Below are 22349 nucleotides of genomic sequence, written 5' to 3'. Positions count from 1 at the left end.
GGGTGGTCGGCGGCGGCGACGTCGCCGGCGGCGTGGATGAACGGGTCGGAGGTGCGCAGCGCCGCGTCGACGGCGATACCGCCGCCGTCGGCGCGGTCGACGACGGCCAGGCCCGCGGCCTCGGCGAGCGCCGTGCGCGGGGCGGCACCGATCGCGACGAGCAGCGCGTGGGCGGGGTGGTCCGCGCCGTCGTCGGTGCGTACCGACACGACCGTGTCGTCCTGGCCGACGATCTCGGTGAGGCGGGCGCCGAAGTGGAAGCGGACGCCGTGTTCGGCGTGCAGGTCGCGGAAGACTGCGCCGAGTTCCGGTCCCAGCACTCGGTGCAGTGGGGTGGGTGACGGTTGGACGATGGTCACTTCCGCGCCGTATGCGCGGGCGGCGGCGGCGACTTCGAGGCCGATCCAACCGGCGCCGGCGATCACGAGCTGCCCCTGGTCGCGGCCGACCTCGGTCAGGACTTCGCGCAGTTGCTCGGCGTGGGCGAGGTCGCGCAGGTGGTGGATGCCGGCGAGGTCGGCGCCGGGGACGTCCAGGCGGCGCGGTTCGGCACCGGTGGCCAGCAGCAGCCGGTCGTAGCGGACGGACGTGCCGTCGTCGAGCCGCACGGTCTTCGCCGCCCGGTCGAGGTGGACGACGGGCTGGCCGAGGCGGAGTTCGACGTCGGCCTGCTCGTACCAGTCGGGCTCGTGGACGAAGACGCTGTCCCTGGCGGCCTTGCCCGCGAGGAACTGCTTCGACAGCGGCGGACGCTCGTAGGGCCGCTCGCCTTCGTCGCCGATGACGATCACCCGGCCGCCGAAGCCTTCGGCGCGCAGGGTCTCGGCTGCCTTGGCGCCGGCCAGTCCCCCGCCCACGATGACGAACGTCTCGTCGGTGTTCACCACTTGCTGCCTCCTCGTTGTCCGGTCCGTCTCGTTGACGTGTGTGCGCTTCCTCCGCCGGCGCCGTGGGCGCCGTGCGGCGGCTGGTGCAGCCGCCTGGGCGTTGCGTCGACGGCTGGTGCCGAGAATCCCGCACGCCGCGGCGAAGCCGGAAGATGATCTCCACCAGATGGGCGCATCACCCCCGGGAAGACGACGCCTGGGGGTGATGGGAGAGGTGTGCGCGGTGCGCGCGGACGCCTGGGGAGTGGCCGGGTGACTGGGACGCGAGGCAGGTCGGCGCCCGTCGTCCAGGCCCTCGCAGGTGGGCCTCGATGGTTGGGGAGGTCCGGGAGGGCTGCGAGGAGTGGAAGGAAGGGTGGGGAAGGGTGGGGAAGGGAGGGGAAGGCGGGAGAAGGGCGGCGGAGGGCGTGGGGATTGGCCCAGTTCACGGCTGATGCGCCAGGTGGTGTTGGGTGATTGGAGGATCATCCCACCACCTTCTTTGTGTTATTTGCCAGTACAGCGCCCAGACACGACGGAGGAGACTTTCGGCCACGCCGCGAGCCGTTGATCCGGTGCATCCGATACATCCGGTGCATCCGCTGGGCCGGCGTGGGAACGCACATCGACGTAGCACGGGAGGGGCAGCACGTGAGCGTGCAGCAGTACGACGAGATCGGTGAGGCATTCGAGGGGTTCAAGTCCCTGCCGCTGGTGCGTTACGGGGAGGTGCCGAGCTTCCTGGGCATGGTCGGGGACGTGCGCGGCAGGTCCGTTCTGGACGTGGCGTGCGGCACCGGCTTCTACAGCAGGGAGTTCAAGCGGCGCGGCGCCGCGGACGTCCTCGGGGTCGACATCTCCGTCGAAATGATCGCCGCGGCAAGGGAGTTCGAGCGGCGTGCGCCGCTGGGCGTGCGCTACGAGGTCGGCGACGTGGGCGAGTTGCAGTCCGTCGGGCGGCGCTTCGACGTCGCGGTCGGTGTGCAGTGCCTGAACTACTCGGCGGATCGGGCGGAGTTGGAGCGGATGTGCGCCAACATCCACCGGCGTCTGGTGCCTGGCGGCGAGTTCTTCGTGTTCGCCCAGAAGCCCGATTACGCGTTCGACTGCCCCTCCCTGGACAAGTACGGGTTCCGCTGCGAGCCGACCGGCGAGGAGACCGAGATGGGTCCGCGGGTGCGGGTCACCGCCCTCCTGGAGGCGGGGCCGATCAGCATCGTCGCCACGGCACCGCGTCGCGAGGTCTACGAGGAGTGCCTGCGGGCGAGCGGGTTCAGTGCGGTGGAGTGGGTTCCGCTGGAGGTGTCCGAGGCCGGCATCCGTGAGTTCGGCGAGGAGTTCTGGGCGGACGCCCTTGCGCACCCGCCGTTGGAGATGCTGCGCTGCCGAGCCTGACCCTTCGCTCCTTCGGGCCCTTCGCGGTTCTTCGACTCCCCGTCGACGCTGAGCCGAGGAAGCCCGCCGCCCCGGTGCGTCATGCCGGGGCGGCGGGCCTTCCGCCCATGGACCCGAAACGCACCCGATACGGACCCGCGCCCCGACCGGGAGGCGTCGCGGGGTCCGGTTCGACGGCCATGCGGCACCCAGGAGCACCCCAAGTAGTCGCAAAAATTGGTCAGTTGTGCACTCCGGGGCTCTTGACGGCGGCTTTGGTCTAGTCCAACTCTTGTCGGTGATCGGTCACGCTCTTCGCTCTTCCTCCCCCCACGGAAGGACCGGACACCTGATGAGGATGTCGACCCGAATGGCCCTGGCCGCCGCGGCCGCCGGAGCCCTCTCCCCCCTCGCGATCCCCACCGCCGGCGCGGGCACCGTGCACGCGCAGGCGAGCCACCCGGCGGCGCTTGTGAGCGCGGCACAGTTCGCCCCGTACGTGGACATGAGCAACTCCGGCGTATCCCAGCTCGATGCCGCCATCACCGGTCACGGCGTGCAGACCTACACCGCCGCCTTCACCATCGGCGCCGGTTGCAACAACATCTGGGGCGACACCCTCCCCGTCGGCAACGACCCGAACGTCGACCCGGAGATCGCCAAGGCCAAGTCCGAGGGCGCCAGCGTGATCATCTCCTCCGGCGGCGCCGGCGGTGAGCCGTTGGCCTTCACCTGTACCGACCAGGGCCAGATCGACGCCGGCTATCAGAAGGAGATCACCGCCTACGGCGCCAACGCCCTGGACTTCGACATCGAGGGCGCGGCCGTCGCCGACGCCGCGGGCGTGGCCCGGCAGATGACGGCGATCAAGGATCTCAAGGCGCAGAACTCCGGGCTGACCGCCTCGGTGACGCTGCCGGTGCTGCCCACCGGTCTGACCGAGGACGGCGTCAACGTGTTGAAGGCCGCCAAGGCAGCCGGCGTGAAGCTGGACAACGTCAACGTGATGACGATGGACTACGGGCAGGGCACCGGCACCGACATGGGCGCGGCCGCGATCAGCGCCGGCAAGGCCACCCTGGCACAGATGCAGGCCGTGGACCCCGACTACGGCTACGCCAACCTCGGCATCACGCCGATGATCGGTGTGAACGACGACGGTTCCACCTTCAGCCTGGCCGACGCCGCCTCGGTGGCGAGTTGGGCGGCGAGCAACGGGGTGGGCCGGATGTCCTACTGGTCCGTCAGCCGCGACCAGGCGTGCGGCTCGCTCGCGCGGACGGCGCCCAAGGACCGCATGGGCGCCGCGCAGATCATGAAACCGGCGTCCTCACCGGTGTGCAGCGGCGTCTCCCAGTCACCGTTCGCCTTCACCGACGCACTCAGGAACGGCTGACGACCGCCGCGGTCGGCGGGGTGTCGGGGTGCCCACGGTGCCGGGTGAGCGCCCACAGTGCGAGCCCGGCGCCGCTGAAGGCGGCTCCCAGCGCGCATACGGCGCCCCAGCCGGCCGCCGTGTAGAGGGCGGTTGCGGCGAAGGCGCCGGTGGCGCTGCCGATCGAGTAGCAGACCATGTAGCCGCCGATGAGGCGACTGCCCGCGTCCGGATGCAGCGCGTAGATCAGGGTCTGGTTGGTGACGTGCACCGCCTGCACGGCGAGGTCGAGGAGGATCACGCCGGCGACCAGGGCCCAGAGGGAGCTGCGGGTGAAGGCCAGGGGCAGCCACGAGGCGGCGAGCAGCGCCAAGGCGAGGCCGGTGGTCCGGCCGGACAGTCCGCGGTCGTTGAGGCGGCCCGCCACGGTCGCGGCGAGGGCGCCGGCGACGCCGATCAGCCCCAGCGCCCCGATGGCGCTGTGGGACAGGAAGTACGGGGCGCCGCTGAGTGGCAGCGCGATGCTGCTCCACAGGGTGCTGAAGGCGGCGAAGATGAGGAGGCAGAAGAGGGCCCTGAGCAACAGCAGCCGTTCCTGCGCGAACAACGTGACGGTGGAGCACAGGAGTTGACGGTAGCTCAGCTCCGGTGCGGGAGCGGCCCCGTGGCGGGGCAGCACTCGGTGGAGCACCATGGCGAGCAGGGCGGTGAGTGACGCCGAGGCCAGGTAGACGGAGCGCCAGCCCGCGAGATCGGCCAGGAGGCCGGACACGGTGCGGGCGAGCAGGATTCCGATGACCACGCCGCTGGTGACCAGGCCGACCACCCGGCCGCGCCCGGCGGGCGGGGCCAGCGATGCCGCGAAGGCCACCAGTGTCTGGGTGACGACCGCGAGGAGTCCCGTCGCGGCCATGCCCGCGAGCAGGACCGCCGCGGTGCGGGCGGTGGCCACCACGGCCAACGCCACCACCAGGAGCAGCAGTTGGGCCACGATGAGCCGCTTGCGGTTGGCCACGTCGCCCAGCGGTACGAGGAAGAAGAGTCCCAGGCCGTAGCCGACGTGCGTGAGCGTGACCACGCTGCCGACGAGGGCCGGACTCAGGGCGAGGTCGTGCCCCATGGTCACCAGGAGCGGCTGGGAGAAGTAGACGTTGGCCACCGCGGCCCCGCAGGCGACGGCGAACAGGATGACGACGCGCCGGGACAGGGCGAACCCGGAATCCCTCTCGCCGCGGACGTCGGTCCGTCGCGTCACGGCCTCACCGTTGCCTGGCATCAGCATTCCTCCGCGATTGTGGTTTCAACTTGCTACCAGACGGGACGGTAGCCTTCTTGGTAGCATGTTGCAACCACCTTGAAAGGGAGGGACGCCATGGTGAACCGGACGCGCTTGGACGACAGCGAATGCCCCGTCGCCCGGTCGGTGGACGCGATCGGCGACTGGTGGTCGCTGCTGATCGTGCGGGACGCCTTCGACGGGAGCCGGCGCTTCGGGGAGTTCCAACGCAGCCTCGGCGTCGCGAAGAACATCCTCACCGCGCGACTGCGGGCCCTGGTCGCCGGCGGCGTCCTGGCATCCGTTCCCGCTTCGGACGGCAGCGCCTACCGCGAGTACGTGCTGACGCCGAAGGGCGAGGCGCTCTTCCCCGTCATCGTGGCCCTGCGGCAGTGGGGCGAAGGGCACTTCTTCTCCCCCGGCGAACCCCACTCGGAGTTGGTCGACCGTCAGCAAGGGCGTCCCCTGCACGCGTTGGAAGTGCGGTCCGCGGACGGGCGACGACTGGGCCCCGACGACACGGTGGTCCACAAGGTCTCCGACCAGTGATCCACGCCCGGCCATCGGTGCCGCCGAGTCGCTCCGGCCGGTGATCCGGCACCCGGGTGCGACGCGCGGCGCGCACGGTCGCGGGCAGGCGGCCCCACCGCTCGACGGCGGATCGCAGCGGTGGCCACGACAAATGTCATGCCGGGATGCGGGTTGCTCGGCCCTACCTGACAGGACGGTCGCGCCGGGAGTCTGGGGAGGACCACACCCCATCCTTGGAGGACCCGTGAGGTTCCTGTCGCGCCGTCTCGTACCGCCCGTCCTCGCCCTCGGCCTGACGTCCGCCGTCTGCCTCGGCGCGCCCGCGCCCCCGGCTGCCGCATCGGGTGCGTCGGGGCGCCCGCTGGTGACCACCGAGGCGGGACGGGTGCGCGGCGTCGACCACGGCGCCTACCGGACGTTCGCCGGGATCCCCTACGCGGCGCCGCCGGTGGGCGAGTTGCGGTGGCGGCTGCCCGCCCCGGCCCGACCGTGGTCGGGCGTGCGCGACGCCGACCGGCCCGGCAGCCCGTGCCCGCAGGCAGCCAGCAGCGAGGTGCGCGGGGGCAGCACCGACGAGGACTGCCTCTACCTCAACGTCACCGCCCCGCGCGCCGACCGGCACCGGCCGCTACCGGTCGTGGTCTGGCTGCACGGCGGCGGGTTCCTCAGCGGCGCCGGCAGCAGCTACGACGCGCACCGCATGGCCGAGCGCGGGAACGTGGTCGTGGTGACGCTCAACTACCGGCTGGGCATCTTCGGCGGCTTCGGTTACCCGGGGCTGGCCGGCTCCGGTGACTTCGGACTGGCCGATCAGCAGGCGGCGTTGCGCTGGGTCCGGCGCAACGCCGCCGCGTTCGGCGGCGACCGGCACAACGTGACGCTCGCCGGTGAATCAGCCGGCGGGATGAGCACCTGCACCCAGCTGACGTCGCCGAGCGCGGCCGGACTGTTCGCCAAGGCCATCGTCCAAAGCGGGGCCTGCACCCTCGACTTCGGCAAGAACGCCGTCTATCCGGGCGTCGGAGACTTCTCCCCGTGGGCCTCGCTGCCGGCCGTGCAGTCCGCGGGCCGGCAGGCCGCCGGCACCTTGGGGTGCGCGCAGGCGTCGCGAGCGCTGTCGTGCCTGCGCGCGAAGCCCGCGGCCGAACTGCTGCGCGTCAACCAGGACTTCCAGCAGGTGTCCTACGGCACTCCCCTGGTGCCCAGGCGACCGGCGACCGCCCTGCGTGACGGCCGGTTCCACCGGGTCCCCGTGCTGCAAGGCGACAACCGGGACGAGATGCGGGCCTACGTGGCCGCCCTGCAACAGAACCAACCGATCACCGCGGAGTCGTACCGCGCGCTGTTGCAGGACACCTTCGGCGACCGGGCCGGGCGCTTCGCGGCGGTGTACTCCTCGACCGCGTACGGCACACCGGCACTGGCCTGGGCGGCGCTGAACACCGACCGCGTCTTCGCCTGTCCGACGCTCGCCGCAGACCGGTTGCTGGCCAGGCACACGACCGCCTACGCCTACGAGTTCGCCGACCGCGACGCGCCCGCCATCGGCTATCCCCGGTCGCCGGAGCTGCCGTTGGGCGCGGCGCACGCCACCGAGCTCCCCTACCTGTTCGACCTGGGCGGCCGGCATGCCTCGTTCACCAGGGCGCAGGACGCGCTGGCCACGGACATGATCGACTACTGGACGGCGTTCGCCCGGAACGGCGCACCGGCCGGACGGCGCCTCGCGCCCTGGCCGCAGGTGACCGCCGGCGCCGCTGCCCCCTACGTGCAGCAGCTCGACACCGGCGCCGGCGGCATCCACCGCGTGGACCTCGCGGCCGAACACCACTGCCGGCTCTGGCCGCAGGGGTGAGGCGGGGCCGGGCACGGCCCCACCGGCGGAGTCTGCGGTGCCGGAGGTCGTCACGGACCGGGGGGAGCTTCCTGGTCGGTGCGCCGCGGGGCCTCTTCGAGGCGGCCCGTCACCACCAGGTTGCCGTCCGGGGTGCGCCGGGCGAGGGCGCCGGTGCGGAAGTAGCCGTCGGCGGTGAAGGCGCGTGCGTCGTACTCCGGTGCGCGGTAGTGGCCGCGCGGGGTGTACGGGCCGCGGGCGAGGAGTTCGCCGGTCCCTCCCTCGGGCACGTCCGCGTCCTCGCCGTCGACGATGCGGATCTCGTCGTCGGGCGAGAGGGGGCGGCCCTGGGTGGTGAGCACGGCCTCGTCCGGATCGGCGGGGCGGGTGAGGAGCAGCGGCCCCTGGGCCGTGCCGAAGACCCGTTGCAGGCCGCATTCCCATGCGGGGCCGACCCGTTCGGCGATCGCCCGCTCCAGGGGCGCGCCGGCGACCTGCACGAGCCGCAGGCTGCGCACGTCGGCGCGTTGGCCGGGCGGTGCGTCGAGCCAGCGCTGTACGACGGCGGGCGTCACGGACGTGAGGGTGACCCGTTCCCGTTCGACGGCCGCGAGGCACTCCTCGGGGTCCGGGGTGTCGGCGAGGACGACGGTGCCGCCGACGGAGAGGGTGCCGATGATGCCGGGAGCGCCGAAGGCGACGTTGGCGTCGGCGGGCAGCGCGGCGAGGTACACGTCGTGCTCGGTGAGGGAGACCAGTTCGGCGGCGGCCCGTGCCTGGTAGACGTAGTCGTTGTGGGTGCGCGGGACGAGCAGGGGCGCCCCGGTGCTCGCGCTGGCGGTCAGGAAGAACGCCACGTGGTCGGCGCTCTGCGCGCGCGGCGGCTCGGGTGGGGCGTCGACGGAGCCCAGCGGGAAGTAGTGGCAGCCCGACCGGTCGGTCGCCAGACCGCCGTACGGGGAGGAGGTTCCCGGCGCCTCATAGGTGAAGACCCGCCGCAGGAACGGCCCTTGGGACGCGATGTCCGCGACCATCGCGGTGTGGTCGAAGCCCTGGGACGTGCCCGGGCCGACGTAGCCGGTGGCCTCGGTGACCTGCACGAGGTGGGAGACCTCGGGGGCCCGGTGCGTCAGCGGGCAGATGACGGGGACCGCGCCGACCCTCATCAGGGCGAACACGGTGAGGACGAACTCGGGGACGTTCGGCAGTTGGACGACGACCCGCTGCCCGGGCCGCAGACCGCGCAGGCGGAATCCGGCGGCCGTACGGTCCACCCGCCGGTTCAGCTGTCCGTACGTGAGGCGGTCGGCGCCGTGCACCAGCGCGGTCCGGGGTCCGTGCTCCAGGGCCCAGCCGCGCAGCAGGTTGTCGAGCGTGTTGCCGCGCCAGTGCCCGACCGCCCAGTAGCGGTCGACGAACACCTCGGGCCAGGGCGTGCAGCCGTCGAGTAGCGATGTCATGCGTGTCTTCCTGTACGAGGTCGTGCGTCGGAACGCGCCCTTGCCTCACGTTGGATGCGCCCGCTCCGTCATGATGCCGACCAGCCAAACCCTCCGCACCGCCGTACGCAATGCGCTGTCCCGACCATGGCGGCGGAACTCCCTCAGCAGAAGATCCAACGCACGCCGCTGACCAGGAGGATGTCGGAGCCCGCGGGGCCCGACGCCCCTCAGCCGTGTCGGCGGGCGTTGAGCCGCGCCGCCTGGCGCATCAGGTGGTCGCGCTCGGCGCGGTTGGACGCCTTGTCGGCGGCCTCGGCGTACAGCCGGGCCGCCGTCGTCGGGTCGCCGGCGCGCTCGTGGAGGTACGCCGCCGCCGCGGCGTGGCGGGGCAGTGCGGGATCGAGCTCCGCGAGCGCCGCCAGGCCGGCGCGCGGGCCGTCCGCCTGGCCGACGGCGACCGCACGGTTGAGGCGCACGACCGGACTGTCCGTCAGATGCGTGAGCTCGTCGTACCACTCGACGATCTGCACCCAGTCGGTCTCCTCCGCGGTGCGCGCGTCGGCGTGCAGGGCGGCGATGGCGGCCTGGGCCTGGAACTCGCCCAACCGGTCGCGGGCCAGGGCCGCCTGGAGCAGTGCGACGCCCTCGGCGATCGACCGGGTGTCCCACCGGTCGCGGTCCTGTTCGGCGAGCGGCACCAGGCTGCCGTCGGGCGCGGTCCGGGTGGCCCGTCGGGCGTGGTGGAGCAGCATGAGGGCGAGCAGGCCCGCCACTTCGGGGTGGTCGATCGCGGCCGCGAGCTGCCGGGTGAGCCGGATGGCCTCTGCGGCGAGGTCGACGTCGCCGGAGTAGCCCTCGTTGAAGACCAGGTACAGGACGCGCAGCACGGTGGCGACGTCGCCGGGCTGGTCCAGGCGCACGGCGGAGACGGTGCGCTTGGCCCGGCTGATGCGCTGCGCCATGGTCGCCTCGGGCACCAGGTACGCCCGAGCGATCTGACGGGTGGTCAGGCCGCCGACGGCGCGCAGGGTGAGCGCGACCGCCGAGGCCGGCGTCAGCGAGGGATGGGCGCAGAGGAAGTAGAGCTGGAGCGTGTCGTCCCGGCCGGGCGCGGTCCCGGGCGCCGGCTCCTCGTCGAGGCGGTCCTCGCGCCGGCGGCGGGCGGCGTCCGCCCGGGCCGCGTCGAGGAATCGGCGCCAGGCCACGGTGACCAGCCACCCCTTGGGATCCCTCGGCGGGTCGTCCGGCCAGACGCGCACCGCCTCCACCAGGGCGTCCTGCACGGCGTCCTCGGCCGCCGCGAAGTCGGCTCCGCGGCGGACGAGGAGGGCGAGCACGCTCGGCGTGAGGCCGCGGAGCAGGGCGTCGTCCATCGATCCGGTCACTCCGTGATGGTGGGGGGCGCGCTCAGGAAGGGGCGCAGTTCGAGCCACTCGTGGATCGGCCTGCCGCCGGCTCCGGGTGCGGCCGACAGTTCCCCGGCCAGTTCGACGGCGCGCTCGTAGCTGTCGACGTCGATCACCATCCAGCCGGCGATGAGGTCCTTGGTCTCGGCGAAGGGTCCGTCGGTGACCGGCGGGCGGCCCTCACCGTCGTACCGGACGAAGGTGCCCTCGGGGGAGAGCGCCTGACCGTCGACGAACTCGCCGGTCTTCTCCAGCCGGGCCGCGAAGTCCTCCATGTACTGCACGTGCGCCGAGATCTCCTGCGGCGTCCAGTGGTCCATCGGCACGTCGTTGACCGCGGCCGGGGCGCCGCGGTAGTGCTTGAGCAGCAGGTACTTGGCCATGATGACTCTCCTTGATGCTGGTGCCGCCCATTGTGGGCGCGTTCCTCACCGGGGACGAAGCCATCCGGGGGTTCTCGACATCGGCGCCGGAGATTTTTTTGTTTTCTTCGCGGGGGATCGATGCGGCACCCCGCGGGCACTGTGCGTGTCCGGTCCGGCACGCCCCGGGCCGGCCGTTCAGTGCGCGCTGCTGCGCACCGGCCGCGGGGCGGTGATCAGCACCCCGAGCAGCGCCACCGCCAGACCGCCCGCCGCGACCAGGCACCAGGCCGGTCGGACCGCCTCCTCGAACGCGGCGACGTGGGACAGCGGCCGTTGGTGCAGTCCGGCGGCGAGGATCGCGCCGAGGACGGCGACGCCCAGGGCGAAGCCGGAGCGGCCCGCCGTGGTGAACAGTCCGGAGGCGAAGCCGGCCCGGTCGGGCGGCAGGCCGGAGACCGCGGTGCTGATCAGCAAGGGGGCGGCCAGGCCGACGCCGAGCCCGAAGAGCAGGTAGTCGACCAGGAGCAGGATCCCGGGGGCGGCGACGCTCGGCAGGGCGAGCAGGGCCGCGCTGCTCGCCAGGGCCAGCCCGGCCGTCACCAGCAGGCGCCGGGTGCCGTACCGCTCGGCCAGGCGTCCCGCCAGCGGTGAACACACGCCGAGCACGATCGAGGTGGGCAGCATCCACAGACCCGCCTGGAGGGCGGACAGGCCCTGCGGGTGTTGCAGGGAGAGCGACGTGAGGAAGAAGAAGCCGCCGAACGTCCCGAAGACGCTCATGCCCCCGACGATGGCGCCGCTGAAGCGCGGATCGCGCAGCAGGTCGAGTTCGAGCAGCGGCTCGGGACTGCGTCGCTCCCACCACAGCAGCCCGCCGCTGGAGACGACGACGAGTGCCAGGCATCCCGCGATGACCGGATCCGCCCAGCCCCTGTGCGGGACCTCGATGATGGCGTAGGCCAGCGCCCCGAGGAAGACGATCACCAGGAGTTGTCCGACGACGTCCAGGCGTCGCGGCCGCGCCGCCCGTGACTCCGGCACGGACCGGGCGGTGAGCACCATCGCCAGCAGCCCCACCGGCAGGTTCAGCCAGAACAGCGGACGCCAGCCGACGCTGTCCACGAAGAGACCGCCCAGGAAGGGCCCCACGGCCAGGCCCAGGCCGTAGGCGGACATCCACGCGCCCATCGCGCGGGCCCGCTCCGCCGCGCCGGGGAACGCCTGCGCGACCAGCGACAGCGAGACCGGTGACAGGCTCGCCGCGCCCACCCCCTGCACCACCCGGAAGGCCACCAGCGACTCCAGTGACGGAGCGAGCGCGCACAGCACCGAGCCGGCGGTGAAGACCGCGAAGCCGATCTGGAGCACCAGCCGCCGTCCCACCCGGTCGCCGACCGAGCCGAACAGCAGCATCAGTGCCGCCATCGCCAGGCTGTAGGCGTCCAGCACCCACTGCATGCCCGCGATCGTGGCCCCGAGTTCGGTCTCCATGGCCGGCAGGGCGACGTTGATCGCGGTGATGTCGATGCCGATCGGCAGCAGGGCACCGCAACACACGGCGAGCAGCACGCGGCGTTGCCGTGTCCCGGGGACGCGCTCCGTCATGTCCGACCTACCCGTGGGTTGCCTGGCGAGGCGGTGCCCGCGCCTCCCGTCCAGAATCCCGGCAGACGCCGACCGGCGCATCAGCGACACACGGTGCGCTCCGCGGGCCGGCGGTCAGGCGCCAGTCGCGGGCCGGGCGCGTCCCGCGGGAGCGCCCGGCCCGCGCCGCGGCTACTTCCGCCGGCGTCACTTGCGGCCGGCTCCCGCGGCGGTGGGAAAGGCGTGCAGGCCCAGTCTGTTGGTGAGGTAGACGAGGCCGTCGGCCACGATGGGTGCGTAGGAGTCGCCCAGGGCACCGCCCGTCTTCACGCTCCACCGCTTGCTGCCGGTGGCCGCGTCGACGGCGTGGAGGGTGCCCTGGCGATCGGTGCGGTTCCCGACGTACACCGTGCCGTCGGCGACGGCCGGGGTGGTGGGACGGAAGTCGCCGGAGGCGCGGTAGGTCCACTTGCTCCGGCCCGTCGTGGGGTCCAGGGCGTGCAGGAGGCCGTCGCGGCCGCCGACGTAGAGGGCGTCCGCGGTGGCCACCGGGCATGAGGGGCGGTCGTTGTCGTCGGGCGTGGCGCTGCCGCCCAGGGGGGCCGACCACCGCTGTGCGCCGGTGGCCGCGTCCAGGGCGTGGAGGCGCTGGTCGTTGTTGGGTACGTAGACGGTGCCGTGGGCCACGGCGGCGGTGGCCCGGAAGGTGCCGCCGGCGCGGAAGGCCCACTTCTTGGTGCCGGTGGCCGCGTCCAGGGCGTAGAAGTGCCTGTCGTCGCCGCCGACGTACACCGTCCCGCCGGACACCGTCGCGGTGGACAGGACGAAGTCGTCCGTGGGGAAGGCCCACTTCTTTGCGCCGGTGGCGGCGTCCACGGCGTAGAGGTTCTTGTCGAGGCTGCCGACGTAGACCACTGCGCCGGCCACGGTGGGATCGCAGCCGATGTCGTTGCCGGCGGCGAAGGTCCACGCGGTGCTGCCGTCGGCGCTGTTCAGTGCGTGGAGCCTGCCTTTGGCGCCGACGGCGAAGAGGGTCCCGCCGGCGGCCGCGAGCCAGCCGCTGCCGAGCGGGGAGTTCTGGACGGTGAGGGCCGCTCGTGGCGTGCCGGTGCGGGCGTCGACGGCGTGGATCGTCGAACCGTCCATGAGGTAGAGGACGCCTTGGGAGAGCACCGGGCCCTGCGGGATGATCATGGGGGCGTCGACGTGCCAGGGGCGGGCTCCGGGCCGCGCCGGCTCCGGACCGGCGGCCGGCGGGTGCGGAGGTCGGGGCAGGGTGGCTGTCTGGGTGGGGAGTTGGTGCGGGTCGGGAGCCGGTTCGGGGTCGGTGACCGGGGCCGGAGGCGGCGGTGAAGCGGGCGCCGGATCGGCGGAGGTGGGGTTGGGGCTGGCGACCGCGGCGGCCGGGGTCGGGCGGGCGCCGGCCGTGGCGGTCGGCGTGCGCAGGGCGTCGTGGACCTCGGCCGCCGAGGCCGGGCGGTCCGCGGGGTCCTTGGCCAGCAGCCGGACGACCAGGTCGTCGACGGCGGCCGGGATGCCGGGGCGCAGGGTGCTGGGCGCGTCGGGTGCCTGTTGGACGTGGGCGGCCATCATGGCCACCGGATCGGATGCCTGGAACGGCGGTGCGCCGGTGAGGAGTTCGTACAGCACGCAGCCGAACGCGTACAGGTCCGTGCGGGCGTCGCCGCCGTGTTCGCGGAACCGCTCGGGGGCCATGTAGGCGAGCGTGCCCATGACCTTGCTGGACCTGTCGGTGGCCGCCATGAAACGGGCGATGCCGAAGTCGAGGACCTTGACGTCACCACCCGCGGTGAGCATGAGGTTGGCCGGTTTGAGGTCGCGGTGCACGATGCCCGCGTCGTGGGCCGCCGCCAGTGCGGCCGCGGCCTGGGCGCCCCAGTCGGCTGCGACGGGCACCGGCGGCGGCCCGTCCTGCCGCAACACGGCCGCCAGGTCCCGGCCGACCACGAATTCCATCACCAGGAACAGCGTGCCGTCGCCGCGGTCCTCGCCCACGTCGTGCACGGTGACGACGCCGCGGTGGTTCAGTCCCCCGGCGGTACGCGCCTCGCGGAAGAACAACTCCGCACTCGCGGCGGTGCCGTGGTGCGGTGGCAGCAGTTTGATCGCGACCCGGCGTTCGATCACCCGGTCCCGGCCTTCCCACACCTCGCCCATGCCGCCCCGGCCCACGAACCTCACGAGTTCGTAGCGGTCCCCCAAAACGCGCACAGTCACCCTTTCCGCTCCGTCGTCGGCGCCGCACCCGTCGCCCCGTGGACGGAGCCATCCAACCCCACCCGCATCGGACCTCGCCGCGCGGTGCGGAGCCCCGCCGCCACCGGTGTCGGCCGGCCGCCGCACGGCGTGCTGACGGCCGGCCGCCGGGGCGCGCCCCGGTGCGCGGCTCAGGCGTGGTCGGGGAGGAGGGAGAACACCCGCGCGGGGGCGAGCCGGGCCGCTCCGTCGAGGCCGGCGAGGGTCATCACGACGCTGAAGCCGACGAGTTGGGCGCCGCATTTCGCCACCAGGCCGGCCGCCGCGGCGAGGGTGCCGCCGGAGGCGAGGACGTCGTCGACGATCAGGACGCGTTCGCCGGGTGCGAAGGCGTCCTGCTGGAGTTCGAGGGTGTCGGTGCCGTACGCCAGGTCGTAGGCGGCGCTGAAGACCGGGCCGGGGAGTTTGCCCTTCTTCCTGGCCAGGGCCAGTGGCCGATCCGCAACGGCGGCCACGGTCGTGCCCAGCACGAATCCGCGCGCCTCGACGGCGAGCACGCGGTCGAACTCCCCGTCGAAGGCGGTGGCCAGGGACTCGGCTATCCGGCGCAGTAACCGGGGCTGCGCGAAGACCGGGGTGAAGTCCTGGAAGTTGATGCCCGGTTTGGGGAAGTCGGGGAAGGTCCGCAGGGCGTTGCGGAGATCCTCGGCGACCGTGGTGGGCTGCTGCATGCCGGTGTCCTCTGCTGGGTGGGGCGACCTGACGTGCCGGCCGCCTGCGGAGCAGGGCGCTCCGGAGCTGGGTGACGCCCCGCTTGGACGTGAGCGCGCGTGGCGGTGGTGCACGGTGCCAGGCGCAGCGGACGCAGCATAACCACCGCGGCGCGCCGCCCGGCCGTGAACGGTGCGCCCGGCGCGGACGGGTCCGGGAAGTCGGGTCCGACGGCGCAGGGCGGGGGCGGACCCGCCCCGGGGGCACGGCAAGTGCGCGGCGCACAGGGGTGGTTGGCGCGGGCCGGGCTGTCCGGGCGTTGTGGTAGGGCGGCCCGGCGCTGCTCCGGGCCGCAGCGGGTGCCCTCTCCGCGTTCCCGCGTGCCGTATTCCCCTTGCACTTCCTAGGACCCTTAGGCTTAACCTAGGCCCCCTAGGAAAGTGGGAGGGCGCATGGTGCGGGCCGGATTGACGGCGGAGCGGGTGACGGTGGCGGGCGCCGAAGTGGCGGACGAGGTCGGACTCGACCAGGTGACCATGTCGCGGGTGGCGCGACGGCTCGGCGTGAAGGACGCGAGCCTGTACACGCACGTCCGCGGCCTGGCGGACCTGCGCGGGCGGATCGCCCTGCTGGCGGCGGACGAGAAGACCGTCCGGATCGCGGAGGCGACCGCGGGGCGGTCGGGCAAGGACGCGCTGGTGGCGTTCGCGAACGCCTGGCGGGAGTACGCCCGCGCGCACCCGGGGCGCTACGCGGCCACCCAGGCCCCGATCGAGATCGACCCCGAACTCGTGGCGCGGGCGGCCGGTCCGCGGCGCGCGGTCGAGTTGAGCTACGGCATGCTGCGCGGCTACGGGTTGGCCGAGCCGGACCTGACCGACGCGGTCCGCTTGCTGCGCAGCACGTTCCACGGGTTCGTCGCCCTGGAGGCCGCGGGCGGGTTCGCGCACGCACGTCCGGCGCAGCACTCGTGGGAGCGCGCCCTCGACGCCCTGCACGCCCTCCTGGCCCACTGGCCCCCGTCCCTCGAAGGAGACTCCCGATGACTACCCCGACCACCCCGACCACCGGCGAGCTGCGGGTCGACGGCGCGACCCTGCACTACGAAGTGCGCGGCCGGGGACCGCTCTTGCTGCTGATCCCCGGCGGCACGGGCGGCGCCGCCGCCTTCGACGCCGTCGCCGACACACTGGCCACCACGCACACCGTGGCCACCTACGACCCGCGTGGCATGTCCCGCAGCACGCTCGACGACCCCGAGGCCGCCCAACGGGTGGCCGAGCACGCCGACGACGCGTTCCGCCTGCTGGAGCGGTTGTCGCCCGACGCGCCCGCCCGGGTGTTCGGCGCCAGCTCGGGCGGGATCGTCGCCCTGCACCTGCTCACCACCCGGCCCGAGCGCGTCGAGCGCGTCGTGGTGCACGAGCCGCCGGTCGTCGAGGTCCTGCCGGACGCCGCCGTACACCGTGCCCTGATCGCCCGCGTCCAGGCGACGTTCCGGACCGAGGGGCTGATGCCGGCGATGGCCGCGTTCGCGGCGGGGCTGGCGAAGGACGGCGGCACGCCGGCACCGCGGGCCCAGGTCGAACTGCCGCCGCAGGCCGCGGCGCGGGCCGAGCGGACGAGGGCCAACCTGCCCTTCTTCGTCGGGCGCATCGTCCCCGGCTTCATGTCCTACGCCCCCGACCTCGAACGGCTGGCGGCCCTGTCGGACCGGCTGGTGCTCGCCTGCGGCCAGGACTCCCGGGGCGAGTTGCCCTACCGTCCGGCCGCGCTGCTGGCCGAGCGGTTCGGCTGCGAGCTGCGGCACTTCCCCGGCGGGCACACCGGCCTGACGACGCATCCGGTCGAGTTCGGCGCACTGCTGCACCAGGCGCTCCGCGACTGACGGCTCCGGGCGGCGGGCGAGCGCGCCGCCCGGCCCGCGAGGTACTCCCCGTCCTTCCGGGCGCCACGGAGCACCTGCGTCACGCCTCTTCCTTCCGTGTCGTGCGTGCCGCAGAATCCCGACCGGCGGTCGGCGACCGCCGACCCGAGTGACGTCGAGCCGCTGCCATTGGAGAGCCACCATGCGTCTGCGCCGCGCCGTGACGAGCCTCGCCCTCGGGGTGGCGTTGCTGAGTGCCGTCTGTGGTGCCGGGCCCGCCGCGGGGTCGGCAGCGGCGGCGGTGGGACCGGTCACCCGGGACCCGTCGTCGGCCGACCGGGGCGGGCGCTCGGCCGACCGGCCCGTGCCCACGGCCACCGTCACCTCGCCCGCCGGGCGGACGTTCTTCGCCGACCGGAGCGGCCGGGCGTTGCAGTTGCGCGGGCTCAACCTCGGCAAGACCGACACCGTCACCGAGCGGCATCTCGCCGACCTGGCGGGCGACGGTTTCAACCTGCTGCGGCTCAACGTCCAGTGGGAGAAGGTCGAACCGCGGCGCGGGCACTACGACGCCGGCTACCTGCGTTATCTCGACCGGATCCTGGGCTGGGCCGACCGGCACCGGGTACTGGTGCTGGTCGACTGGCACCAGGACGTGTTCGGGCCGACGTTCGGCCACAACGGCATTCCCGCCTGGGCCGCCCGCACCGACGGCCTGCCCTTCGAGCCCAACCCCGACGACTGGTTCGCGGAGTACTTCCAGCCGGCCGTGCAGGCCGCCTTCACCCACCTGTACGACGACGCCGACCTGCGCGCGGCGCAGCGCGCCGCGTACGCGACGGTGGCCAAGGCGCTGCGCGGTCACCGGTCCCTGTTGGGGTACGACCTGTTCAACGAGCCGTTCGGGCCCGTCCCGGGCGATCCGACCGACCCGGACGACCAGGTGCGCGCCTCCGCCACGCTGGAGCGCGGGCGGTTGGCGGCCATGTACCGGCGGTTGATCGGTGCCGTCCGCTCGGTCGATCCCGACGCCTGGCTCTTCGTCGAACCCACCGTGCTGGTCGGCCAGGGCGTGCCCACCAGCCTGCCCGGCTTCCACGACCCGCGGCCCGGCGCGGCCCGGTTGGGGTACGCCCCGCACTACTACGACACCGCCGTCGAATCGGGCGCCGACTGGGACCCCTCGGGTCGCTTCGTCGAGCGCTACGAGGCGGCGATCGGCGACTACCCCGCCCGTCACCGGGTGCCGGTGCTGGTCGGCGAATGGGGACCGCCCCAGGCCCGCACGCCCGGCAATGCGGAGCTGATGAAGCGTCAGGTGACCTCGCTCGAAGGCTTCGCCGCGGGGTGGGCGCTGTGGTACGACTGCCGCGCCACCGGGGGCGGTGGCTACTGCGCCTACGACCACGACGGCACGCCCGCGCCCGGCAAGGAACCGGCCTTCGGCCCGTACGCGCCCGCGGTGGCGGGGGTCCCCGGTACCGAATCCGCCAGCCCCGCCACCCGGAGCTACACCCTCACCCTGACCGCCGACCGCACCACGCGACGTGCCTGGACCGTGCTGTCCCTGCCGGACGCGGCCTTCCCGCACGGCCCCCGGGTGCGCGTCACCGGAGGCGGCCCGATCACCGTCGTGGTCGCGGACGGGCCCGGACGGACGAAGCTCCGGCTGCCTGCGGCGCGGCCCGGGGCCACGGTGCGGGTGACCGTGACGGATCGTTGACATAGCGTCATGTCGCCCGCGGCCCACGCCTTGGCCGCCTCGACGCCCGTCGCGCTACGGTCGCGGGCCGCGGGGGGCGATCGAGAAGTCGAAGGCGGCGACTCCGGGGTCGAGCGCGGTCACTCCCCCGTCCACGGTCAGCACCGCGCCGTTGACGTAGGACGCGGCGGGCGAGAGCAGCCAGCTGATCGCCTCGGCGACCTCGTGCGGAGCGCCCGGGCGGCCGGCGGGCGTCAGTTGCGTCGCCTCGGCGTAGGCGTCGTCGATGCCTCCGGGCAGTTCGGCCTCGTCCGCGAACCGGGTCATCCGCCGGTCGGCCATCTCGGTCCGGACCCAGCTCGGGCAGACGGTGTTGGCCCGCAGGCCCTGTCGGCCGTAGTCGACGGCCAGGGAGCGGCAGAGTTGCAGCAGGGCCGCCTTGGACGTCGCGTAGGCGGCGTTGCCGGTGCCGTTGCGGAGCGCGGAGACCGAGGCGACCGCGACGACCGCGCCCCGGGTCGCCAGCAAGTGCGGCAGGGCGGCCCGCAGGAGCAGGAACGGGCCGGTGAGATTGGTCCGCAGCACCGCTTCACAGTCCTCCAGGACCATGTCGCCGACCGCGCCGCCGCGCCCGATGCCGGCGTTGAGCACCACCCCGTCCAGCCGGCCGTGGGTGCGTACCGCCGCCTCGACGAGGCCCGCTATTTCTGTGGGGTTCGCGGCGTCGGCGGGGTGGGCGAGGGCGCCGGTCTCCTCGGCGATGCGGTGGAGGGGTTCGGGGCGCCGGCCGGACACCACCACGTGGTGCCCGGCCGCGCTCAGGAGGCGTGCGGTGGCGGCGCCGATGCCGGTGCCACCGCCGGTGACGATGACGACGCGCTGTGCTTCGGGCATGGGGTGCGCCTTTCGGAAGTGTCGGGTTGCGGTCCAAGGGACGGCGTGCGGAGGGTTGTCGGGGCGGGCGTGGGGCCGGGTGGCCGCCGGTGTCGGAGGCGGGCGGTCAGGGGTCGATGCCCGGGAGGTAGGTGTTGGCGGCTCGGGCGGCGGAGGCCAGGTCGGGGATCTCGACGACAGTGATGCCGGCGGCGGTCAGGATGGCCAGGCCCTGCCGGGCGGCGACGAACAGGGACGGTTCGCGCCAGGCGTAGACGACCCGGGGGATGCCGGCTGCGGCGATGAGGCGGGCGCAGGGGGCGGGGCGTGACTTGCGCAGACCACAGGGTTCCAGGGAGCTGTAGAGGGTGGCGTTGGCCAGTCGGGGGTCGTGCGGGTCGAGTTTGGCCAACGCGGCCTCTTCGGCGTGTTGGTGGTCGTCCGCCTCGCGCGAGTGGCCGCGGGCGATCTCCTCGCCGCGGTGGTCGACGACGACCGCGCCGACGCAGAACGCGGTGGCGGAGCGTGGGCACTTGTGGGACAGCGCGATCGCTTCGCCGAGCCAGTGCCGGTCCTGTCGGGTCGGCCGGCCGAGGTGGGTGCTCATGCTCCCTCGCTCCGGCGCTGGGCCAGGTAGCGCACGAAGGCGACGTCCCCCACCTGTGTGACGTCGGCGAGGTGCAGTCGGTGGGCGGTGTCGTGCGGGAAGGCACCGGGGCCCACGAAGCGCGGTGCGCCCGCTTCGCCGACGAAGAAGGGGGCGAGGGCGAGGTGGACCTCGTCGGCGAGGTCGTGGACGAGGAACTGGGTGTGCAGGGTCGTGCCGCCCTCGACCATGAGGGTGCGGATGCCGCGGTCGCCGAGGTCGTCGAGGAGCAGGCCGAGGTCGAGGGGGTCGCCGGCGGCGGTCACGTCGGCGACGTCGGCGAGTTCCTCCGCCAGGGTGGGCAGGGCCGGGCGGGGGCAGTAGACGATCTTGTCGCCGGCGGTGGTGAAGAAGGCCAGGGACGGGTCGAGGCCCTTGGTGGTGACGGTGACCTTCGTGGGGTGTTCGGGCCGTCCCTGACTGCGGCGGTGGGCCCTTCGGGCGGCCGACCCGATCAGGAGCCGGGGGTTGTCGCGCCGGACGGTGGTGGCGCCGACCAGGATCGCGTCACAGGTGGCCCGGACGTCGTCGACCCGGTCGAAGTCGGCGGCGTTGGACAGGCGCAGGCGCCGGTCGCTGGTGTCGTCCAGAAAGCCGTCGAGGGACATCGCGGCGCTGAGCAGGACATAGGGGCGTGGTGCGGAGGGCGGGTCAGTCGGCATCGACGACCCAGGAGGGTGCGGTGCCGCGCATGAACGTGAGGTAGTGGGCGGTGGAGTCCTGGAGGATGCGTTGCGCGTCGCGGCGGATGGCCGGCTCCCACCAGTGGCCGTAGAGCCGGTCGAAGGGGTAGGGGCGGACGGCTTCGACGACGCGATGGACGCCCTGTTCGGGCAGGGGCAGGCGGTTGGGGGCGCTGTAGAGGAAGGCCACCCGGTCCTCGCCCGGGGAGATGTTGATGGTGTCGCCGGTGAGCAGGAGGCCGCGGCCTTCGGCGCCGGCCGCCCAGTGCAGCACCGAGCTGCCCGGGAAGTGGCCGCCGCACTGGACGAGGGTCACGCCGTCGGCGATCGGGAGGGTGCCTTCCCAGGTGGTGACCAGGGGTTCGGTGGCGGCGGGGCGGGAGAGCCAGTGGATGTCCGCCTGGGGCAGCAGGATCTCGGCGTCGAAGGCTTGGCTCCAGGCGACGATCGCGCCGTAGAAGTGGGGGTGGCTGGAGCTGATGGCGCGCAGGCCGCCGGCGTCCCGTACGGCCTGGATGGCGGCGTCGTCGATGTAGGGCGACGGGTCCCACAGGACGTTGCCTTCGTCGGTGCGCAGGAGGAGTCCGCGCTGGCCGATGCCGATCACGGGTTCGGCGCCGATGCCGACGAGGCCGGGTTCGACGTCGCGCACCTGGCTGTGGAAGCCGTCGGCCTTGAGGCGGTCGAGGGTGGACCAGCGCTGTCCGCCTGCGGGGACCCACTGCCGGTCGTCGGCGCAGATGACGCAGACGGCCGGGGGTTCGTTCCCTTCGTGGTAGTCGTGGTTTCCGCAGGTCAGGCAGATCCAAGGCACGTTGGTGTCCTCTCCTGTGGGGTGGGGTCACGTCGGGGGTGGGGGCCGCGGCTCGCCGTCAGGTCAACTCCAGCAGGAGCGCGGCGAGTTCCTCGGGGCGGTTGCTCGGGATCTGGTGGTTGGTGGCGATCTCGCGGTAGTGCCAGTCGGGGGACTTCGCGACGCGGTCGGCGACGGTCCAGAAGGGGCCGGGCGGCTCCGGTCGGGGTTCGCCGGTGGCTTTGACGTAGGTGCGGGTGCAGGGGTACGCCTCCGGCGGGCGGGCCAGGCGCACGGGTTCGGTGAAGGTGCCGATCGGTTGCGGGGTGCGCCGGGCGGTGGCCCAGGCACCGACTTCGGGGTCCTCGAACTCCCGCAGGGGCGGCGGGACGAGCCAGGCGTCGCCCAGGTCGGTGAGGCGGGGGTGGGCGGCGCCGCCGGGGACGCCCGCGGCCTCGCCGTCGGCGGGGACGAAGGCGTCGAGGTAGACGAGGTGTCGTACCCGGTCGGCGACGTGTTCGAGGGCTCCGGTGATCACGCAGCCGCCGTAGGAGAAGCCGAGCAGCACGATGTCGTGGAGGTCTTCGTAGCGGATGCAGTTGACGACGTCGGTGATGTGGGTGGTCAGGCCGACCTGCGGGCTCGCCAGGTGGGCGCGTTCGCCGATGCCGGTCAGGCTCGGGGTGAAGACCTGGTGGCCGGCGCGCTGGAGGAGGTCGCGGACGCGACGGAAGTCGTGGGCGCCGCTCCAGGCACCGTGGACGAGGACGAAGGTTGCCATGGCGTAGTGCTCCACCCAAGGTG

The 22349-nt window shown here is 73.3% G+C and carries 20 protein-coding genes; 7 read left to right on the top strand and 13 right to left on the bottom strand.

Going from position 1 to position 22349, the window contains the following annotated elements; translation table 11 throughout:
* A partial coding sequence (locus tag ACJ6WD_RS31720; RefSeq protein ID WP_407617043.1) for an NAD(P)/FAD-dependent oxidoreductase occupies positions 1-887 on the bottom strand: 887 nt, incomplete at its 3' end.
* Between the two features lie 630 nt (positions 888-1517).
* On the opposite strand from ACJ6WD_RS31720, the gene ACJ6WD_RS31715 reads away from it, so the two are divergent.
* Both ACJ6WD_RS31715 and ACJ6WD_RS31710 read left to right on the top strand, forming a co-directional pair.
* Positions 1518-2261 carry a class I SAM-dependent methyltransferase gene (locus tag ACJ6WD_RS31715; protein ID WP_233659137.1) on the top strand — a complete coding sequence of 248 codons (744 nt, stop codon included), beginning with the start codon at positions 1518-1520 and terminating at the stop codon, positions 2259-2261.
* Positions 2262-2592: 331 nt separating this feature from the next.
* Positions 2593-3636, top strand: a complete 1044-nt coding sequence (locus ACJ6WD_RS31710; protein ID WP_407617042.1) for a lysozyme — start codon at positions 2593-2595, stop codon at positions 3634-3636.
* On the opposite strand, the gene ACJ6WD_RS31705 is transcribed toward ACJ6WD_RS31710, so the two are convergent.
* On the bottom strand, positions 3623-4897 hold the full coding sequence (locus tag ACJ6WD_RS31705) for an MFS transporter (protein WP_407617041.1): 1275 nt from the start codon (positions 4895-4897) through the stop codon (positions 3623-3625). The genes ACJ6WD_RS31710 and ACJ6WD_RS31705 overlap by 14 nt on opposite strands.
* Before the next feature lie 90 nt (positions 4898-4987).
* On the opposite strand from ACJ6WD_RS31705, the gene ACJ6WD_RS31700 reads away from it, so the two are divergent.
* Both ACJ6WD_RS31700 and ACJ6WD_RS31695 read left to right on the top strand, forming a co-directional pair.
* Positions 4988-5440, top strand: a complete 453-nt coding sequence (locus ACJ6WD_RS31700) for a helix-turn-helix domain-containing protein (protein WP_016579240.1) — start codon at positions 4988-4990, stop codon at positions 5438-5440.
* A gap of 226 nt (positions 5441-5666) precedes the next feature.
* Positions 5667-7277, top strand: a complete 1611-nt coding sequence (locus ACJ6WD_RS31695) for a carboxylesterase/lipase family protein (protein WP_407617040.1) — start codon at positions 5667-5669, stop codon at positions 7275-7277.
* A 50-nt stretch (positions 7278-7327) separates the two neighbouring features.
* Here the strand turns inward: ACJ6WD_RS31695 and ACJ6WD_RS31690 are convergent, their stop codons facing one another.
* The 6 genes from ACJ6WD_RS31690 to ACJ6WD_RS31665 form a co-directional block, all read right to left on the bottom strand.
* Complete coding sequence (locus tag ACJ6WD_RS31690) at positions 7328-8716, bottom strand: AMP-binding protein (protein ID WP_376443964.1); 1389 nt, start codon at positions 8714-8716, stop codon at positions 7328-7330.
* A 209-nt stretch (positions 8717-8925) separates the two neighbouring features.
* Positions 8926-10071, bottom strand: a complete 1146-nt coding sequence (locus tag ACJ6WD_RS31685; RefSeq protein WP_376444016.1) for an RNA polymerase sigma factor — start codon at positions 10069-10071, stop codon at positions 8926-8928.
* Between the two features lie 8 nt (positions 10072-10079).
* A complete protein-coding gene (locus tag ACJ6WD_RS31680) occupies positions 10080-10487 on the bottom strand; it encodes a YciI family protein (RefSeq protein WP_331249799.1) in 408 nt (135 codons plus the stop codon).
* 177 nt (positions 10488-10664) lie between these two features.
* Positions 10665-12074, bottom strand: coding sequence for an MFS transporter (locus ACJ6WD_RS31675; protein ID WP_233659132.1), 1410 nt, complete (start codon positions 12072-12074; stop codon positions 10665-10667).
* 186 nt (positions 12075-12260) lie between these two features.
* A complete protein-coding gene (locus ACJ6WD_RS31670; RefSeq protein WP_407617039.1) occupies positions 12261-14291 on the bottom strand; it encodes a PQQ-binding-like beta-propeller repeat protein in 2031 nt (676 codons plus the stop codon).
* 170 nt (positions 14292-14461) lie between these two features.
* Positions 14462-15001, bottom strand: a complete 540-nt coding sequence (locus ACJ6WD_RS31665; RefSeq protein ID WP_038524909.1) for an adenine phosphoribosyltransferase — start codon at positions 14999-15001, stop codon at positions 14462-14464.
* Between the two features lie 432 nt (positions 15002-15433).
* Between ACJ6WD_RS31665 and ACJ6WD_RS31660 the strand changes: the two genes are divergently transcribed.
* From ACJ6WD_RS31660 to ACJ6WD_RS31650, 3 genes are all read left to right on the top strand, one after another.
* Positions 15434-16027, top strand: coding sequence for a TetR/AcrR family transcriptional regulator (locus ACJ6WD_RS31660; protein WP_407617038.1), 594 nt, complete (start codon positions 15434-15436; stop codon positions 16025-16027).
* The gene (locus ACJ6WD_RS31655; RefSeq protein WP_376557002.1) at positions 16024-16869 is read left to right on the top strand and encodes an alpha/beta fold hydrolase; all 846 of its coding nucleotides are present in this window, start codon (positions 16024-16026) and stop codon (positions 16867-16869) included. The genes ACJ6WD_RS31660 and ACJ6WD_RS31655 overlap by 4 nt, the downstream gene beginning before the upstream one ends.
* Before the next feature lie 181 nt (positions 16870-17050).
* Positions 17051-18571, top strand: coding sequence for a cellulase family glycosylhydrolase (locus tag ACJ6WD_RS31650; RefSeq protein WP_407617037.1), 1521 nt, complete (start codon positions 17051-17053; stop codon positions 18569-18571).
* A gap of 54 nt (positions 18572-18625) precedes the next feature.
* Here ACJ6WD_RS31650 and ACJ6WD_RS31645 read toward each other — a convergent pair whose 3' ends face one another.
* The 5 genes from ACJ6WD_RS31645 to ACJ6WD_RS31625 form a co-directional block, all read right to left on the bottom strand.
* Positions 18626-19444 carry an SDR family NAD(P)-dependent oxidoreductase gene (locus ACJ6WD_RS31645; protein ID WP_407617036.1) on the bottom strand — a complete coding sequence of 273 codons (819 nt, stop codon included), beginning with the start codon at positions 19442-19444 and terminating at the stop codon, positions 18626-18628.
* Positions 19445-19550: 106 nt separating this feature from the next.
* Positions 19551-20030, bottom strand: coding sequence for a deaminase (locus tag ACJ6WD_RS31640; protein WP_233659125.1), 480 nt, complete (start codon positions 20028-20030; stop codon positions 19551-19553).
* Positions 20027-20731, bottom strand: coding sequence for a RibD family protein (locus ACJ6WD_RS31635; RefSeq protein ID WP_376443980.1), 705 nt, complete (start codon positions 20729-20731; stop codon positions 20027-20029). The genes ACJ6WD_RS31640 and ACJ6WD_RS31635 overlap by 4 nt, the downstream gene beginning before the upstream one ends.
* Positions 20721-21566: an MBL fold metallo-hydrolase gene (locus ACJ6WD_RS31630; RefSeq protein WP_016577079.1), complete on the bottom strand. Its 846-nt coding sequence runs from the start codon at positions 21564-21566 to the stop codon at positions 20721-20723. The genes ACJ6WD_RS31635 and ACJ6WD_RS31630 overlap by 11 nt, the downstream gene beginning before the upstream one ends.
* A gap of 58 nt (positions 21567-21624) precedes the next feature.
* Positions 21625-22326 carry an alpha/beta fold hydrolase gene (locus ACJ6WD_RS31625; protein WP_233659123.1) on the bottom strand — a complete coding sequence of 234 codons (702 nt, stop codon included), beginning with the start codon at positions 22324-22326 and terminating at the stop codon, positions 21625-21627.
* Between the last annotated feature and the right edge of the window lie 23 nt (positions 22327-22349).

It is taken from the genome of Streptomyces sp. VTCC 41912 (assembly GCF_045799175.1).
GTDB classification, from domain to species: domain Bacteria; phylum Actinomycetota; class Actinomycetes; order Streptomycetales; family Streptomycetaceae; genus Streptomyces; species Streptomyces albulus_C.
This window is presented reverse-complemented; position numbering and strand designations above follow the sequence as displayed.